16 protein-coding genes are annotated in these 15,856 nt (G+C 75.1%); 2 read left to right on the top strand and 14 right to left on the bottom strand.

The annotated features are described in order from the left end of the window. Positions 1–229: 229 nt before the first annotated feature. Genes AB0L34_RS19100 through AB0L34_RS19075 form a run of 6 tightly spaced genes read right to left on the bottom strand, consistent with a single transcriptional unit; the run spans position 230 to position 5,612 of the window. Positions 230–703: a PH domain-containing protein gene (locus AB0L34_RS19100; protein ID WP_363705687.1), complete on the bottom strand. Its 474-nt coding sequence runs from the start codon at positions 701–703 to the stop codon at positions 230–232. Continuing rightward, positions 700–1,734 carry a DMT family transporter gene (locus AB0L34_RS19095; RefSeq protein WP_363705686.1) on the bottom strand — a complete coding sequence of 345 codons (1,035 nt, stop codon included), beginning with the start codon at positions 1,732–1,734 and terminating at the stop codon, positions 700–702. Before AB0L34_RS19095 ends, AB0L34_RS19100 begins: the two co-directional genes overlap by 4 nt. Next, complete coding sequence (gene hisG / locus AB0L34_RS19090) at positions 1,731–2,576, bottom strand: ATP phosphoribosyltransferase (RefSeq protein WP_363705685.1); 846 nt, start codon at positions 2,574–2,576, stop codon at positions 1,731–1,733. The genes AB0L34_RS19095 and hisG overlap by 4 nt, the downstream gene beginning before the upstream one ends. 45 nt (positions 2,577–2,621) lie before the next feature. Next, complete coding sequence (locus tag AB0L34_RS19085) at positions 2,622–2,885, bottom strand: phosphoribosyl-ATP diphosphatase (RefSeq protein ID WP_088947482.1); 264 nt, start codon at positions 2,883–2,885, stop codon at positions 2,622–2,624. 52 nt (positions 2,886–2,937) lie between these two features. Then, the gene (locus AB0L34_RS19080; protein WP_363705684.1) at positions 2,938–3,606 is read right to left on the bottom strand and encodes a response regulator transcription factor; all 669 of its coding nucleotides are present in this window, start codon (positions 3,604–3,606) and stop codon (positions 2,938–2,940) included. Positions 3,607–3,608: 2 nt separating this feature from the next. Beyond that, complete coding sequence (locus tag AB0L34_RS19075; protein ID WP_357457694.1) at positions 3,609–5,612, bottom strand: GAF domain-containing sensor histidine kinase; 2,004 nt, start codon at positions 5,610–5,612, stop codon at positions 3,609–3,611. A gap of 188 nt (positions 5,613–5,800) precedes the next feature. Between AB0L34_RS19075 and AB0L34_RS19070 the strand changes: the two genes are divergently transcribed. Continuing rightward, positions 5,801–6,517: a hypothetical protein gene (locus AB0L34_RS19070; RefSeq protein ID WP_363705683.1), complete on the top strand. Its 717-nt coding sequence runs from the start codon at positions 5,801–5,803 to the stop codon at positions 6,515–6,517. A gap of 180 nt (positions 6,518–6,697) precedes the next feature. Here the strand turns inward: AB0L34_RS19070 and ribH are convergent, their stop codons facing one another. The 7 genes from ribH to rpe form a co-directional block, all read right to left on the bottom strand. Continuing rightward, on the bottom strand, positions 6,698–7,195 hold the full coding sequence (gene ribH / locus AB0L34_RS19065; RefSeq protein ID WP_363705682.1) for a 6,7-dimethyl-8-ribityllumazine synthase: 498 nt from the start codon (positions 7,193–7,195) through the stop codon (positions 6,698–6,700). 2 nt (positions 7,196–7,197) lie between these two features. After that, positions 7,198–8,463, bottom strand: a complete 1,266-nt coding sequence (locus AB0L34_RS19060; protein ID WP_350708917.1) for a bifunctional 3,4-dihydroxy-2-butanone-4-phosphate synthase/GTP cyclohydrolase II — start codon at positions 8,461–8,463, stop codon at positions 7,198–7,200. A gap of 153 nt (positions 8,464–8,616) precedes the next feature. Then, positions 8,617–9,315: a nicotinamide riboside transporter PnuC gene (pnuC, locus tag AB0L34_RS19055; RefSeq protein ID WP_363705681.1), complete on the bottom strand. Its 699-nt coding sequence runs from the start codon at positions 9,313–9,315 to the stop codon at positions 8,617–8,619. Continuing rightward, positions 9,315–10,013, bottom strand: a complete 699-nt coding sequence (locus AB0L34_RS19050; RefSeq protein ID WP_363705680.1) for a riboflavin synthase — start codon at positions 10,011–10,013, stop codon at positions 9,315–9,317. The genes pnuC and AB0L34_RS19050 overlap by 1 nt, the downstream gene beginning before the upstream one ends. Before the next feature lies 1 nt (position 10,014). Continuing rightward, positions 10,015–11,076, bottom strand: a complete 1,062-nt coding sequence (gene ribD / locus AB0L34_RS19045; RefSeq protein ID WP_363705679.1) for a bifunctional diaminohydroxyphosphoribosylaminopyrimidine deaminase/5-amino-6-(5-phosphoribosylamino)uracil reductase RibD — start codon at positions 11,074–11,076, stop codon at positions 10,015–10,017. 414 nt (positions 11,077–11,490) lie between these two features. Continuing rightward, entirely contained in the window at positions 11,491–12,447 is a 957-nt protein-coding gene (locus tag AB0L34_RS19040; RefSeq protein WP_357457682.1) for a response regulator, read from the bottom strand. A 1-nt stretch (position 12,448) separates the two neighbouring features. Beyond that, entirely contained in the window at positions 12,449–13,129 is a 681-nt protein-coding gene (rpe, locus tag AB0L34_RS19035; protein ID WP_363705678.1) for a ribulose-phosphate 3-epimerase, read from the bottom strand. 429 nt (positions 13,130–13,558) lie between these two features. Here rpe and AB0L34_RS19030 point away from each other — a divergent pair, with 429 nt between their 5' ends. Continuing rightward, positions 13,559–14,449, top strand: coding sequence for a septum formation family protein (locus AB0L34_RS19030; protein WP_363705677.1), 891 nt, complete (start codon positions 13,559–13,561; stop codon positions 14,447–14,449). Positions 14,450–14,522: 73 nt separating this feature from the next. On the opposite strand, the gene AB0L34_RS19025 is transcribed toward AB0L34_RS19030, so the two are convergent. Continuing rightward, on the bottom strand, positions 14,523–15,856 hold a 1,334-nt coding region (locus tag AB0L34_RS19025), incomplete at its 5' end, for a transcription antitermination factor NusB (protein WP_363705676.1).

The raw sequence follows: 15,856 nt of genomic DNA, 5'->3' as shown, positions 1-15,856 counted from the left end.
CGGAACCGGTGACCGGACCCGGCCACCGTGGCGGCGACTCGGGTGGGAGCAGGCGCTCCTCTTTCATGGCTGTCCGGTCACGGGCGACCTGCTCGCACGCGGAGACAGCCTGGTCGACTCGACAACACTACACCCTCGCCCGAGCGCCCCCAAACCGGGCACCCCGGGGGCCGGGCCGGGCCACCGGCCTCGCCGGCGCGGCGGCCGGTCGCGCCCTCGGCGAGGCGGCTCAGCGGCCGGACGCGCCCTCGGCGAGGCGGGCCTGGTGCGCCTGGTGCAGCCGGCGCAGCGCGCGGACCCCCTCGACGGCCAGCTCCTTGTCGGCGGCCTGCAGGGCGACCATCGGCAGGAGGTCGTCGTCGTGCAGCTCCAGGCTCGCCCAGGGCGCGCCCCGGTCGAAGCGGACCCCGCGGACGACCTCCCACGGCAGCTCGTACGAGCCGAGGACGTTGCGCACGCGCACACCGCGCCCGTCCGCCACCACCCGGGGCCGGGTGAAGAGCAGGAAGCCGAGGGCGCCGAACACGCCGAGACCGACCATCGCGATCTGGTCGCCCCGCTGGAAGCTGCCGTAGCCGTTGCCGGTCGCACCGGTCAGCGAGGTGGCCACCAGGCTGAACACCACGAGGAGCACGGCCGCCGAGGCCCAGCAGACCACCCGGATACGGCGCGGGCGGAGGCGGATCGTCTCGGTTTCACTCACCCCACCAGTTTGCCACCCGCTCCGGGCCGCTCGTCCGCCGCCACACGGGCGGACGGCACCGCGGCGCGGGTACGCGACCGGGCGGAGCCCCGACCGGCGATCAACGCGGCCAACAGGGTCAGCAGCGCGCCGGCGAGCACCGGCAGCCGCACGCCCGGCCCGCCCGGCACCAGCGCGTCCAGCAGCAGGGCGCCGCCCAGTTGCCCGGCGACCAGCGCCAGGCCGGTACGCAGCACCCCGATCGCGGGCACCCCGACCACCAGGCTCGCCACGATGACCACGCCGAGCAGTCCGCCCGTGTAGAGGTACCAGGCGTCCGGCCAGGTCGGGGCCGGGCCGGCCAGGACTCCAGCCAGCGCCGCGACGAGCAGCACCACCGGCGTGGCGGTGGCGAAGTTGACCGCGACCCCGGCGGCGGCCGAGCCGGCGGCGGAGACCCGCGCGTTCAGCGCGGACTGGAGCGCGACGGCCACCCCGCCGGCCACGGCCAGCAGCACCAGCCCGAGGGCGAGGTCGCCGACGGGCCGGCCGAGCTGGGCCAGCGCCACGGCGGCCACGCCCAGCAGGGCGCCGGCCACCCGCGCCGGGGTGAGCGCCAGCCGCCCGACCGGCGCCAGCCCCGCCCGGTCCACGGCCAGCCCGCCGAGACTGCCGCCGGCCACCTGCGCGATGGTGAAGACCGCCACCCCGAGCACCGGGACGATGTACGCGCCGAGCAGCACGATGGCCGCCCCGCCGAGCCCGCCCAGGTACGCCCACCAGGGCAGCCGGGCCCGGCGCAGCGCGACCAGGCCGGCGCGGGCCGAGGGCAGGGCCAGCACCCCGACGCCGATCAGCAGCGTCCCGCCGAGGTTGTTGACCACCGCGCCCAGGGTGGCGTTGCCGGCCCGCTCGCCCAACTCGGCGTTGGCCACGCCCTGCGCCGCCGAGGCGAACCCGGCGAGGGTGACCACCACCATGGCCGCCCACGGCGGCAGGACGCGCGGCACCGGCCGGGCCGGGATGCCCGCCGCCGCGGGTCGGCCGCTCACAGCCGGCAGGCGTGGATGTTGGTGACGAGGATCGCGCGGGCGCCGATCTCGTAGAGCTCGTCCATGATCCGGTGCACGTCGTCGCTGAGCACCATCGCCTGCACGGCCACCCAGCCCTCGCGGTGCAGCGGGGAGACGGTCGGCGACTCGATGCCCGGGGTCAGCGAGCTGGCCCGGTCCAGCAGGCCGGCCGGCACGTCGTACGCGAGCATCACGTAGCGGCGGGCCACCAGGACGCCGTGCAGGCGGCGCAGCAGCTGCTCCGACTGCGGGTGCGCCGGCGCGCCGGTGCGGCGGACGAGCACCGCCGAGGAGCGCAGCAGCGGCTCGCCGAAGACCACCAGCCCGGCCTGGCGCAGTGTGGTGCCGGTCTCCACCACGTCGGCGACCACGTCGGCGACGCCGAGCCGGATGGCGTTCTCCACGGCCCCGTCCAGGCGGATCACGTCCGCCTTCACCCCCAGCTCGGCCAGGTGCCGCTCGACCAGCCCCGGGTACGCGGTGGCGATCCGGTGCCCGCCCAGCTCTCGTACGTCGTCGACGTCCTCGGGGCGGGCGGCGAAGCGGAAGGTGGCCCGGCCGAAGTCGAGGTCCACCACCTCCTCGGCCGGCGCGCCGGAGTCGATCAGCAGGTCGCGGCCGGTGATCCCGACGTCGAGGTCCCCGGAGCCGACGTAGGTGGCGATGTCCTTGGGCCGCAGGTAGAAGAACTCGATGTCGTTGGGCTCGTCCCGGCAGACGAGGTCCTTGGGGTCGGTGCGCTGGCGGTAGCCCGCCTCGCGCAGCATCTGGGCGGCCTTCTCGGCCAGGGTGCCCTTGTTGGGTACGGCGACACGCAGCATGACGGAGTGCTCCTTCGATCGGATCTGATCAACGGCGGGGCGCACTCACAAATGTCGGTAGACGTCCTTGAGGTCGAGGCCGCTGGCGAGCATCAGCACCTGGACCTGGTAGAGCAGCTGGGAGATCTCCTCGGCGGTCCGCTCCGGCCCCTCGTGCTCGGCGGCCATCCACGACTCGGCCGCCTCCTCGACGACCTTCTTGCCGATGAAGTGCACGCCCTTCTCGAGCGCGGCGACCGTGCCCGAGCCAGGGGTGCCGGCGGCGGCCTTGGCCTGCAGCTCGGCGAACAACTCCTCGAACGTCTTCACGACGTGCCATTGTCGCAGGCCCGCCCGGCGAACACGCCGGGCGGGTCGCGCCTCATTTCGCCGGCGGCGCTGGCGGCCGTCCCAGCCCGGCCGCCCGGGCGCGGGCGACCGCCTCGCTGCGGTCGACGGCGTGCAGCTTGCCGAGGATGGTCGACACGCTGTTGCGGACCGTCTTCGGCGCGACGGACAGCTTGCGGGCGATCGCCTGGTTGCCGAGCCCCTGGGCCACCAGGTCGAGGATCTGCACCTCCCGCGGGGTGAGTTCGGGAAACGGCCGGTTCTGCGGCGACCGGGGCCCCTCGGCGAAGTGGCGCAGGACCCGCTGGGCGATCTCGGTGCCGAAAACCGCCTCACCGGCCGCGACGGCGGACACGGCCCGCGTCACGTCGCCGCGCGCGGCACCCTTGAGCAGGTACCCGGCGGCACCGGCGCGAATGGCGGCGTACACCGAGTCGTCGTCGGCGTGCATGGTCAGCACGAGCACGGCGACATCGCCCCGGGCCGTGATCCGCCGGGTGGCCTCGACGCCGCCGATGCCCGGCATGGCGAGGTCCATCAGCACGACGTCCGGCCGCAGCCGTTCGGCCGCGACGAGGGCCGCCTCGCCGTCGGTGGCGGTGCCGACGATCTCGATCTCGGGTACGCCGTCGAGCGCCGTACGCAGTCCGTCCAGGAAGATGGGGTGGTCGTCCACCAGCAGCACCCGCACCGGATCCGGCATCGTCAGCTCCTTCCCGCCGCGGCGGGCACCGGCAGTTCGGCGCGGACCCTCGTGCCCCCGCCGGGCCGAGGGCCGACGGTGACCGTGCCGCCCAGCTCGTCGGCTCGTTCCCGCATCGAGGACAGGCCGACGCCGTCCCGGTGTGGCACGAGCAGCCCGCACCCGTCGTCGGTGACCTCCAGCCGCAGCCGGCCATCCTCCAGGCTCATGGCGACCCGGCACCGGCTGGCGCGGGCGTGCCGTACGACGTTGGTCATCGCCTCGGTGACGATGCGGTACGCGGCGACCTCCACGGCCGCACTGGTGAGGCGCAGGTCCTCCCGGCAGTCCACCTCGACGTCCAGCCCGGCGGCGCGCAGCGCGGCGGCGTGCTCGCGGACCACGCCCGGCAGGCCGAGATCGTCGAGAGACGGCGGCCGCAGCCCGTGCACGACCTCCCGCACGTCGGAGACGGACTGGCTGATCACGCCCTTGATCTTCGTCGCCAGCGGGTGTGCCCGGGGATCGTCGGCGACCCGTTCGGCGAGCACGTCGATCTGGAGGCTGGCCGCCGCGAGCAGGGGTCCGAGCCCGTCGTGCAGGTCCCGCCGCACCCGGCGCCGCTCCTCCTCCCGAGCCCGCACGATGCGCTCCCGCGACTCCCGCAGGTCCTCCTCCAGCCGGGCGGCCCGGACGGCCATGGCGATCTGGCCGGCGAGGTCGGCGAGCAGGTCCAGCTCGCGGGGCTCGAAGGGGGCGCTGCCGCCGCGCCGCCCGACCAGCAGGGTGCCCTCCTGCCGGCCGTTGCTGACCAACGGGAACGGGTACGCGTCCGCCGGCGGGTCGACCATCTCGCCGGTGACCACCCGGGCGTACGGCACGCGCAGCATGCTCGTCAGCGTCTCGGTCACCGTGTGCAGCAGCTCCTCCAGCGCCACGGTCCGCGACAGCCGCTCGGCGAGGCCGGTGACGACCTCGTAGGGCCGGTCCCGGTCGCCGAAGAGCAGCCGGTCGACGCCCCGCAGCAGGCGGTCCTTGACCGGGTTGAGCGAGACGGCGACCGCGGCCGTGGCCACCAGCGACGCGCCCCGGCTCCGGTCGGGGGCGAGCAGCGCGGACGATGCGGCGAGGGAGCCCAGATAGGTGACGACGACGACGGCGGACAGGGCCGCGTAGGTGATCGAGCGGTCGAGCACCGCCGCGATGTCGAACAGGTCGGCGCGGAGGATGGCCATCCCGGTGGCCAGCGGAAGCGCCGCGATGCCCACGCCCTCCAGCAGGGCGCCCACCCACGGCGGCGTCCACTGGTCGGTGAGCAGGCCGACCAGGGTCGTGCCGATGAAGACCAGGGCGGCGAGCGCCAGCCAGGCGAGGCGCCGCCGGTCCGGGCCGCCCGCCCGGCGCCAGCGGACGACGAACGACGCCATCGCGGCCACCGTCAGGGCCAGCAGCGCGAACAGCGTCACGGTGGTGGTCAGCGGCGCGAGCCCCGCCAGCGCGGGTACGCCGAACGGGTTGACCGCCGGGTCGTCCGCCGCGACCCGGCCCGGGGTGACGACGACCGAGGCGACCAGCACGACCAGCGTCGCCGTGGTGGCCGGGAGGATCCACCGCCAGCGGGGGGACGGCGGACGGCCGTCCGGGAAGAGCAGCAGCGGGTACGTGGTGGCGCAGACCCAGGCGACGGCGAACAGCGTGTTCTGCGCGAGCACCAGCACCGGGCCGGTGGCGCAGGTGGGACAGGTCGCCAGAAGATGCTGGCCGAGCCCGTCCAGGACGGCGGCGCCGAACTGGAGCACGCCGACGGCGAGGAAGAGCCAGCCGACGCCGTTCGCCGGGCGGTGCACCGCGATCACCGCGCCGACCAGGGGGAAGGCCAGGAAACCGGTGAACCAGACGAGGTCCGCCACGGTCGGCGGCGTCACCCCGGGCACGAAGGCCGCGCCGACGGCCGTGGCGGCGTAGCAGGCCAGCGACAGAGCGAGCGCGGCGACGGCGACAACCCGGGACGGCCCCCTGACGGCCACTGACCTCTCCTCGCTCTCGGCGTGCCGGATGACAGTAGCCGCGGTCGCGTCCCGCTGTCGCGGGACGTTCGTCCCCTCCACGGCGTGCGGTCGGCCGGGCGTGACGGGGACGCCCGACCGTCCCGGCCGGGGCGCGGGCGGACGCAGAGTCTTCGGGCAGGAAGAACCCTCACCACGTTGGAGATCACATGTCCACGACCACCATCGCCGGAGCCGACGTCGCGCCGGTCGCACCGACGGCGCCCGCCCGGGCCGGGCTCGGCGTCGCCGCCGGCGCCGCGCTCGCCCTGTTCGTGTCGATGTTCGGCACCTGGACGCCGCAGTCGCCGGAGGTGGGCAACACGGACGCGGCCGCCATCCGGGACTGGGCGGCGGGCGCCGCGTCGACCCTGCAACTGAACGCGTTCGCCGGGGGCCTGTCCCTCGTCGCGCTGCTCGTGCTCACCTCGGCGCTGGCCGGGCTGGTGCGGCAGGCGGCGCCGAACTCGGTGCTCGGCGGCCTCACCCTGCTCGGCGGCGGCCTGCTGGCCACGGTCAACACCGTCGTCACCGGTTTCACCCTGCTCTGGGTGCTGCCCGACCTGAAAGCGCTCGACGACGCCACGGTCCAGACCTGGTACGCCGCCGCGCACCTCGGGCAGATGCTGGGCGAGGTCGCGGTCCTGGCCCAGTCGCTGCTGATGGGGGCGTTCTCCCTCGCCGCCCTGCGGGGACGGATCGTGGCCCGCTGGCTGTGCTGGCTCGGCATCGTCCTCGCCGCTGTCGGCTTCAGCAGCGTGCTGGCGCTGGTCGTCCCGTCGCCGGTGTTCGACACCGCCTGGCTCGTCGGCCTCTACGGCTGGATGCTGTGGCCGCTGCTCGCGTCGGTCACCTTCGCGGTGCGCCTGCGGAGGCTGCAGCGCTGAGGCGCTGACGGGCGACGCGCCCGTCCGCTGGCGGGCCGTCCCGGTGGGGCGGCCCGCCGGCGACGCCGGTTCACGCCGCGTGCCGGGCGTCGGCGGCTGTGTCGCGATTCCTGCCAGCGTGGTGGGACGCCCTCACGACCACCCACAACGCCCCGCCCTCCGGCGGGAAGGACGCGGGGGTCAGCCGCCGAAGCCGACCCGGTGGCCGCTGGTGGTGATGCCCCGGACGGCGAGGGCGGCGTCGAGCGCGGCGACCGTGGCCGCCCAGCCCTTGTCCTCCGCCGAGCCGGGCAGCCCGGCCCGGTCCCGGGCCTGCTCGATCGTGTCCACGGTGAGGACGCCGTGCGCCACCGGCTTGCCCTCGTCCAGCGCGACCCGGGTCAGCCCGTCGGTCACCGAACGGCAGACGTAGTCGAAGTGGGCGGTGGCGCCCCGGACCACCACGCCGAGCGCGACCACCACGTCGCAGCGGCGCGCGAGGGCCTGGGCCACCACGGGCAGCTCGACCGAGCCGGCCACCCGGGCGGTCACCGCGCGGGCCCCGCACGCCTCGGCGGCGGCGACCGCCCGGTCGAGCATGTGGTCGGTCAGCTCGCCGTGCCACCGCGCGGCCACCACGCCGACCGTCATCCCGGCGGCGTCCACCGCCGTCACGCCCGGCTCCCCGAAACCCGCCATGTCTACGCTCCGATCTCGTCGCCGGGTACCGGCCGGCCCATCGGGGCCTCGGTGACCTCGTCCAGCTCGTCCAGCAGGTGCCCCATCCGGTCCCGCTTGGTGCGCAGGTAGCGCACGTTCTCCGGGTGCGGCCGCACCGGCAGCCCCTCGCGGCCGGTGACGGTCAGCCCGTAGCCCTCCAGGCCGGCCCGCTTGGCCGGGTTGTTGGTGAGCAGCCGCATCGAGCGCACCCCGATGTCGTAGAGGACCTGCGCGCCGGTGCCGTAGTCGCGGGCGTCGGCCGGCAGGCCCAGGTCGAGGTTGGCGTCCACGGTGTCCCGGCCCTGGTCCTGGAGCTGGTACGCCTGGAGCTTGTGCAGCAGGCCGATGCCGCGCCCCTCGTGGCCGCGCACGTAGAGCACCACGCCGCGCCCCTCCCCGGCGACCCGGTCCAGGGCCGCGTCGAGCTGGGGGCCGCAGTCGCAGCGCACCGAGCCGAACACGTCGCCGGTGAGGCACTCGGAGTGCACCCGCACCAGCACGTCCCGCCCGTCGCCGATCTCGCCCATGACCAGGGCGACGTGCTCGGCCGAGTCGTGCTCGCTGCGGTAGCCCAGCGCCCGGAACACCCCGTGCCGGGTCGGCATCCGGGCCTCGGCGACCAGCTCGACCTGCTTCTCGGTGCGCCGCCGGTACGCGACCAGGTCGGCGATGGTGACCAGGGTCAGCGCGTGCTCGGCGCAGAACTTCTCCAGGTCCGGCAGCCGCATCATGGTGCCGTCGTCGTTGACCAGCTCGCAGAGCACGCCGGCGGGGCGCAGCCCGGCCAGCCGGGTCAGGTCGACGGCGGCCTCGGTGTGCCCGGGCCGGCGCAGCACGCCGCCCTCCCGGGCGCGCAGCGGCACCACGTGCCCGGGGCGGGCCAGGTCGGTCGGGCCGGTGCCGGGGTCGGCGAGCAGCCGGATGGTGTGCGACCGGTCGGCGGCGGAGATGCCGGTGCTGACCCCCTCCCGGGCGTCCACGGTCACCGTGTAGGCGGTGCCCCGCCGGTCCTGGTTGGTGTGGTGCATCGGCGGGAGGTCCAGCCGGTCGCACTCGCTCTCGGTCAGCGGCACGCAGATGTAGCCGGACGTCCACCGCACCATGAACGCGAGCAGCTCCGGTGTCGCCAACTCGGCGGCGAAGATCAGGTCGCCCTCGTTCTCCCGGTCGGCGTCGTCGACCACGACGACGGGCCGGCCGGCGGCGATGTCCGCCACCGCCTGCTCGATACTCCCAAAGGTGGTCATGCCGGCACTCCGCTTCGCTCCGCGCCGCCATGACGCATCACACTGAGCCTGATCATTCGCTCGCTCCGCTCGCTCATGCCGGCACTCCGCTTCGCTCCGTGCCGTCATGAGGCACCACCGCACTGAGCCTGATGATTCGCTCGCTCCGCTCGCTCATGCCACGGCCTCCGAATAGGTCTGCGGGATCGGGGCGGGCGCCGGGCGGGCGACCCGCGAGGTGCGCCACCAGGCGACGACGCCCCAGGCGCAGAAGGCGCCGTAGACGAGGTACATGGCCGCCGAGGGGTAGAAGCCGCCGCGCAGCAGCAGCGGCACGCCGACGGCGTCGACGGCGATCCAGACCAGCCAGAAGTCCACCCAGCCGCGGGCCATGCCGTAGGTCGCCAGCAGGCTGCCGGTGAGGATCCAGGCGTCCGGCAGCGGGCCCCAGGAGCCCAGCGCGGCGAGCACCGGGTAGAACGCGGCGGTGCCGAGGACGGCGGCGGCCAGCAGGCCCAGCCGCTCCCGGCCGGTCGCCCAGCGGGGCGCCACGGCGGCCTGGTCGTCGCCGCCGCCGTGGCGGCGGTTGCGCGACCAGCGCCACCAGCCGTAGAGGCTGACCGCGAAGAAGAAGACCTGCCGGCCGGCCTGCCCGTAGAGGTCGTGTGCCTGCGGCGTGGCGAAGACCCCGCCCAGGAACACGGTGAACAGCAGCGCGTTGCCGATCATGCCGACGGGCCAGGCCCAGACCACCCGGCGCAGGCCGAACAGGGCCGAGGCCAGCCCGAAGCCGTTGCCGACGATCTCCCGGACCAGCACCGGCGAGCCGCCGATGCTCAGCTGCGCGTCGAGCAGCCACCCGAGCGGGCCCATCAGGCCACCCCGCCCGTCGCGGCGGCGCCCGGCAGGCCGGCGACCGGGGCGCCCGTGCCCGGGAGCCCGCCGGTCGGGCCGGCCTCGGTTCGGCCGGGGTCGGCCAGCCGGGCGCCGAGCAGCCGCTCGACGTACTTGGCGAGGACGTCCACCTCGAGGTTGACCGGGTCGCCGACGCCCCGCGCGCCGAGGGTGGTCAGCTTCAGCGTGGTCGGGATCAGCCCGACGGCGAACCAGTCCGCGCCGACGTCGGCCACGGTCAGCGAGACGCCGTCGACGGTGATCGAGCCCTTCTCCACCACGTACCGGGCCAGGGCGGCGGGCAGGCGGAACCGGACGGTCTCCCACTGCGCGGCCGGCTCCCGGGCGAGCACCTCGCCGACGCCGTCGACGTGGCCCTGCACCAGGTGCCCGCCGAGGCGGCTACCGAGCGCGGCGGCCCGCTCCAGGTTGACCGGGTCGCCGGCCCGCAGCGCGCCCAGCGCGGAGCGGCGCAGCGTCTCCCCCATCACGTCCGCCGTGAAGACCCCGTCGGCGGCGTCCACCACGGTCAGACAGACGCCGTTGACCGCGATCGAGTCGCCGTGCCGGGCGTCGGAGGTGACCAGCGGGCCGCGGACCGCGACCAGCGCCGAGTCACCCGCCGTCGGAGTGATCCGGACGACCTCACCCAACTCCTCGACGATGCCGGTGAACATGTCAGCCCTCCCTCTTCCGGGGCAGCGCGGTGATCCGCAGGTCGGGTCCGACCTGCGTAACGTCGACGTACTCCAGGTCGATCGCCTCGGCGATGGTGGTCACACCGGCGTCCACCAGGGCGGTCGGGCCGGCGCCGAGCAGCCGGGGCGCGACGTAGCCGACGATCTTGTCGACCAGGCCGGCGGCGAGGAAGGCGCCGGCCAGCGTGGGACCCCCCTCCAGCAGCGCCGCCCGGACCCCGCGCCCGTGCAGCGCGGCGAGCAGCGCCGGCAGGTCGACCCGACCGTCGGGCCCGACGCCGACCTCCGCGGCGGTGGCGACCCACGTCCGGGCCGCGCCGTCGCGGACCCGGGCGTCGACCGGCGTACGCCCCGCCGAATCCACCACCACCCGCAGCGGCTGCCGGATGCTGAGGGTGCCGTCGCGCAGGTTGCGGGCGGTGAGCCGGGGATCGTCGGTGAGCACCGTGCCCACCCCGGCGATCACCGCGTCGACGGTGCCGCGCAGCGCGTGCACGTCCATCCGGGCCGCCTCGGAGGTGATCCACATGCTGGTGCCGTCGGCCGCCGCCGACCGGCCGTCCAGCGTGGCGGCGAACTTCCAGATCACGTACGGCCAGCCGCGGCGCATCGAGGTGAGCCAGGCGACGTTGCCGGCCTCGGCCTCCGCCTCGCGTACCCCCAGGTCCACCTGGACCCCGGCGGCGCGCAGCGTGGCGGCCCCGCCGGAGGCGACCGGGTTGGGGTCGGGCACGGCGATGACCACCCGGGCGACGCCGGCCTGGACCAGCGCGGTGCTGCAGGGACCGGTGCGGCCGGTGTGGTCGCAGGGTTCGAGGGTGACCACGGCGGTGCCGCCGCGGGCGCGCTCCCCCGCCTGGGCGAGCGCGACGATCTCGGCGTGCGGCCCGCCGGCGTAGGCGTGGAACCCCTCGCCGACGACCTGGCCGTCGGCGTCCAGCAGCACGCAGCCGACCACGGGGTTGGGGCTGGTCGTGCCGAGACCGCGCGCGGCGAGTTCGACCGCGCGACGCATCGCCTCGTCGACGGAGACGCCCCCCATTGCCCTGCCCTCTCACTCACCGGTCGGCGCGCGGGCGGGTCACGGGAGGCAACGGCACGGGCCGCGGGCGTGCGGCGGCGGAGGTCCGGGTACGGCGGAGCCGACCCGGGGGGCGCGCACGGCACGCTGAGGTCAGCGGCCGGGCAGGGCCCGTCCGTCCCGCGCGCTGTCTCCCATCCGGACTGTCTGGGCGCGGTTTCCCGCCCCCAACCGTCGGCCCCGGATTCTCACCAGGTCCACCGGGCGGCACGAGGCCGACCGGGTCGCGGGCTTACCACGGTCACGCCGTGGATCACCGCCGGTTCGGAATTACACCGAGTCCCGCCAGCGCGTGGTGGGTACACCGGCAGTCTTACACGCCCGACGGGGGGTGGCGCCACCGAGGCGAGCTACTTCACAGCGGGAATAAAGCGGTCACGTCACCCCGCGTCGCCGGTCCACCGCCACGTACGAGCCGGGCTGGCTCTTGGCCACCGTCTTCATCTCGGAGGCGACCGCGATCGCCTCGAGGGGGTTGGTGAACCGCTTGTTGGCGTCGGAGATGGAGACGCCGATGGAGAGGGTGACCAGGGCCGCGCGCCGGATGTTGCCCCGCCGGTCCTTCAGCTCCACGTAGCCGCGGGCGGCGTCGGCGGGGTCGTAGAGCGAGTCGGCGGCCTTCTCGAAGTCGGCGGACACCCGCGAGGTGAGCGGACGCACCTGCTCCGGCGTGCAGACGATGACGAAGTCGTCGCCGCCGACGTGGCCGAGGAAGGCCGGCGGCAGCCCCACCGAGACCACCGCCCGGTGCAGGCTGCGCGCCAGGGCCGAGATGAAGTCGTCGCCGCGCACGAAGCCGTACCGGTCGTTGACGCTCTTGAACCGGTCGATGTCGATGTAGCCGACGGCGTAGTCGACGCCGCTGCGGACCCGGTCGGAGATCTCCCGGCGGATCCGGCTGTTGCCGGGCAGCCCGGTCAGCGGGGAGACCTCGCGGAACTCCTTGTTGCGCCGCAGCGTCGAGCTGACCCGGGCCACCAGCTCCGCCGTGTCGAAGGGCTTGACCAGGTAGTCGTCGGCGCCGGCGCTGAGCCCGTGCACCTTGTCCACCGTCATGCCCTTGGCGGTCAGCATGATCACCGGCAGCGCCGAGGTCATCGGGTCGGCCCGCAGCCGCCGGGTCAGCTCCAGCCCGTCGATGCGCGGCATCATCAGGTCGACCACGGCCAGGTCGGGACGCTGGCGCTCGATCACCTCGAGCGCCTCCTGCCCGTCGCCGGCGTGGATCACCTCGAAGCCGTGCAGCCGCAGGTTGAACTCGACGAAGCGCGCGATGTCCTCGTCGTCGTCGACGACGAGGATGATGTCCTTGCGGTCGCCGGCGGGCTCCACGTCAGGCCCCGGGGGCGGCGCGTTCCGCGAGTGCCCGCAGCTTCCGGACGGCCTCGGCGGGGTCGTCGGCGCCGTAGACGGCGGTGCCGGCGACGAAGGCGTCCGCGCCGGCCTCGGCCGCCTGCTCGATGGTGTCGGCGGCGATCCCCCCGTCGACCTCGATGCGCAGTTCGAGGTGGCCGCTGTCGACGTGCCGGCGGGCGGCGCGCACCTTGTCCAGCAGTTGCGGGATGAACCGCTGCCCGCCGAAGCCGGCCTTGATCGTCATGATCAGCAGCGTGTCGAAGCTCGGCAGCAGCTCCAGGTACGGCTCGATCGGCGTGTCCCGGTCGATCGCCAGCCCGGCCTTCGCGCCGGCCGAGCGGAGGTCCTTGGCCAGCGCCACCGGGTCGTCGCACGCCTCGGCGTGGAACGTGACGTTGTACGCCCCGGCGTCGGCGTAGCCGGGGGCCCACCGGCGCGGGTCCTCGATCATCAGGTGCACGTCGAAGGGAAGCTCGGTGGCGGCCCGCAGGCTCTGCACCACGGGCAGCCCGATGGTCAGGTTGGGCACGAAGTGGTTGTCCATGACGTCCACGTGCAACCAGTCCGCGGCGTTCTCGACGGCACGGACCTCTTCGGCGAGGCGGGCGAAATCGGCGGCGAGGATGCTGGGCGCGACGATCGGCGGCGGTACGGTCACGGGGCCAGTGTACGAACGCGGCGACCGGCCACCCGCAGCGCGCCACCACCGGGACGCCCGGCGACCCGACGGTCACCAGTGGTGACGATCGACCGTCCCGGCATGGTCGACCGCTCCCGCGACCACCCGACCGAGGCCGTCCACGCCGGCACGTCCACCGCTCATCGCCGTCGCCGGCGTGCCCGACGACAGCGACCTGCCGTACCGGGCGGCTCGATCTTCCATCCCCCGTACCAGCGGGAGCGGAAGGAGGGCGACCACGGGTGCGGTGTTTCCTGTGGAGCGACGGCCGGAAGCCGACCCGCTCGATGCGAGGCACCGTCCCGCGGGGACTCCCCGCGATCTGAGCGCGGTGCCGTATGCTGCCGCACCGTGACGTGTCCGGCCGCCTCGCGCCGCCCGGACCACGATCGGCGGGAGGTCGGGGCGATGCGACGGTGGTGGACGGCGGCCGCGGCCGGCGCGGTGGCGGCCCTGGCGCTCGCCGGCTGCGGCACCCCGGCCGGCACCGACGGGGACCTGACCGACGACTGGCCGGCGCCCGCCGCACCGCAGGCGTTCGTCCCCGCCAACGGCGTCTGCCACCGGGACATTCAGGACGTCGGCTACCTCACCGCCTACAACCCGGTCGACTGCGCCGAGTCGCACCGCGTGGAGACCGTGCACGTCGGCACGCTCACCGGGGCGGCGACCGAGCGCACCACGCCCCCGCCGGCCGGCTCGGCCGGCATGCGCGCCGCCCGGGCCGAGTGCGACACGAAGGCCAACGAGGTGGTCGGCGGGGACTGGCGCTCCGGCCGGCTCGGGCTGAGCGTCGTGCTGCCGTCGCCGCAGGCGTGGGGCGGCGGCGCCCGCTGGTTCCGCTGCGACCTGAGCGAGCAGACCAGCCTCGACGAGGCGAGCGCGAAGTCCCGGACGGGAAGCCTGAAGGGCGCCCTGGCCGGCGCCGCCCCGCTCGCCCACCGCTGCTTCAATCCCAAGCTGAGCGACGACGAGGTGCGGGAGATGGTGGCGGTGGCCTGCACCAGCAAGCACCACGCCGAGTTCGTCGGCGTCTGGCGGGCCCCGGACACCAGCTACGACGCCTTCACCCGGGACAGCCTCAAGGTGCACCGGGCCTGCCGTGCGTTGATCGCGAAGTACGTCAAGGTGCCGAACAACGGCGACCTGAAGTACCGGGCGGGCTCGATCTTCTACCACCCCCTCGAGCAGGAGTGGCGCAACGGCAACCGGGGCGTGCAGTGCTTCCTCTGGGTCAGCGACCGCAACCTGACCCGCTCGATGAAGGGCGCCGGCACGAAGGGCCTGCCGGTCACCTGAGCGCCCGGACCGGCACCGGACCGACCGGCACGGGGCGGCCACCCGAGGGTGACCGCCCGTCGGACGTCCGTTGTCAGGTGCGGCGCAGCACCGCGAGGAACATCGCGTCGGTGCCGTGCCGGTGCGGCCACAGCTGCACCGTCGGCCCGTCGCCGAGGCCGGGCATCCCCGCCGGCAGCAGCGGCCGGGCGTCGACGAAGTCGACGGGCACCCCGGAGCGGCGGGCCGCCTCGGTCACCGTCACGTGGGTCTCCACGGTGTGCGGGGAGCACGTCACGTAGGCGACCAGGCCGCCCGGACGGACGGCCCGCAGCGCCGCGGCGAGCAGCTCCCGCTGCAACCGGGTCAGCGGCGGCAGGTCCGACGGCTCGCGCCGCCAGCGGGACTCCGGCCGGCGGCGCAGCGACCCCAGCCCGGTGCAGGGAGCGTCGACCAGCACCCGGTCGAAGTGCGCCTCGGGCAGCTTCGGGTCGGCGCCGACCGTGCGGCCGTCGGTGTTCAGCACGTTCACCGGCAGGCCCCGGGTGGCCTGGGCGACCAGCCGCGCCCGGTGCTCGGAGACCTCGACGGCGGTCAGCCGTGCGTCCCGCTGCGCGGCGAGGGCGCCGAGCAGGCCGGACTTGCCGCCCGGGCCGGCGCACAGGTCGAGCCAGCGCCCGTCCGGGCCGTCCAGCGGGGCCACCGCCAGGGCGTTGGCCACCAACTGGGAACCCTCGTCCTGCACGTGGGCCCGCCCCTCGGCCAGCGCCGGCAGGTCGCCGGGCGCCCCGCCCGAGAGATAGACGGCGTACGGGGAGAAGGCCCCCGGGGCCCCGCCGACCTCGTCGGCCAGCGCGACCGGGTCGGCCAGCCCGGGCCGGGCGCACAGGTGCACCGGCGGGCGCTCGTTGTCCTCGATGAGCAGCCGGGCGGTCTCGCCGAGGTCGCCACCGAGCGCCTCGGCGAAGGCCCGCACGATCCACTGCGGATGGCTGTACGCCAGCGCGAGGTGCCCGATCGGGTCGGTCTCCATCGGCGGGGCGAGCTTGGCCACCCAGGCGTCCGCGTCCCGCCCGGCGACCTCGCGCAGCACCGCGTTGGCGAAGCCCGTCGCGCCGGGGCCGACCGCGCGGACCAGGTCGACGGTCGAGGAGACCGCGGCGTGCGCCGGCACCCGGGTGTGCAGCAGCTGGTACGCCCCGAGCCGCAGCGCGTCGCGTACCGGCGGGTCGATGCGCTGCACGTCCCGCCCGGCCGCGTCGGTGAGGATCGCGTCGAGGGTGCCGAGGTGGCGCAGCGTGCCGTAGGTCAGCTCGGTGGCGAAGGCCGCGTCCCGGCCGGTCAGCCCGGTGTCGCGCAGCAGCGACGGGAGCACCAGGTTGGCGTACGCGTCGTCCCGGTGCACCGCCGCGACGGCCTCGTACGCGA

The organism is Micromonospora sp. NPDC052213 (genome assembly GCF_040679695.1).
Classification (GTDB): Bacteria; Actinomycetota; Actinomycetes; order Mycobacteriales; family Micromonosporaceae; genus Micromonospora.
The sequence above is the reverse complement of the archived record's forward strand: the minus strand, read 5'-3'. Positions and strand labels throughout refer to the sequence as shown.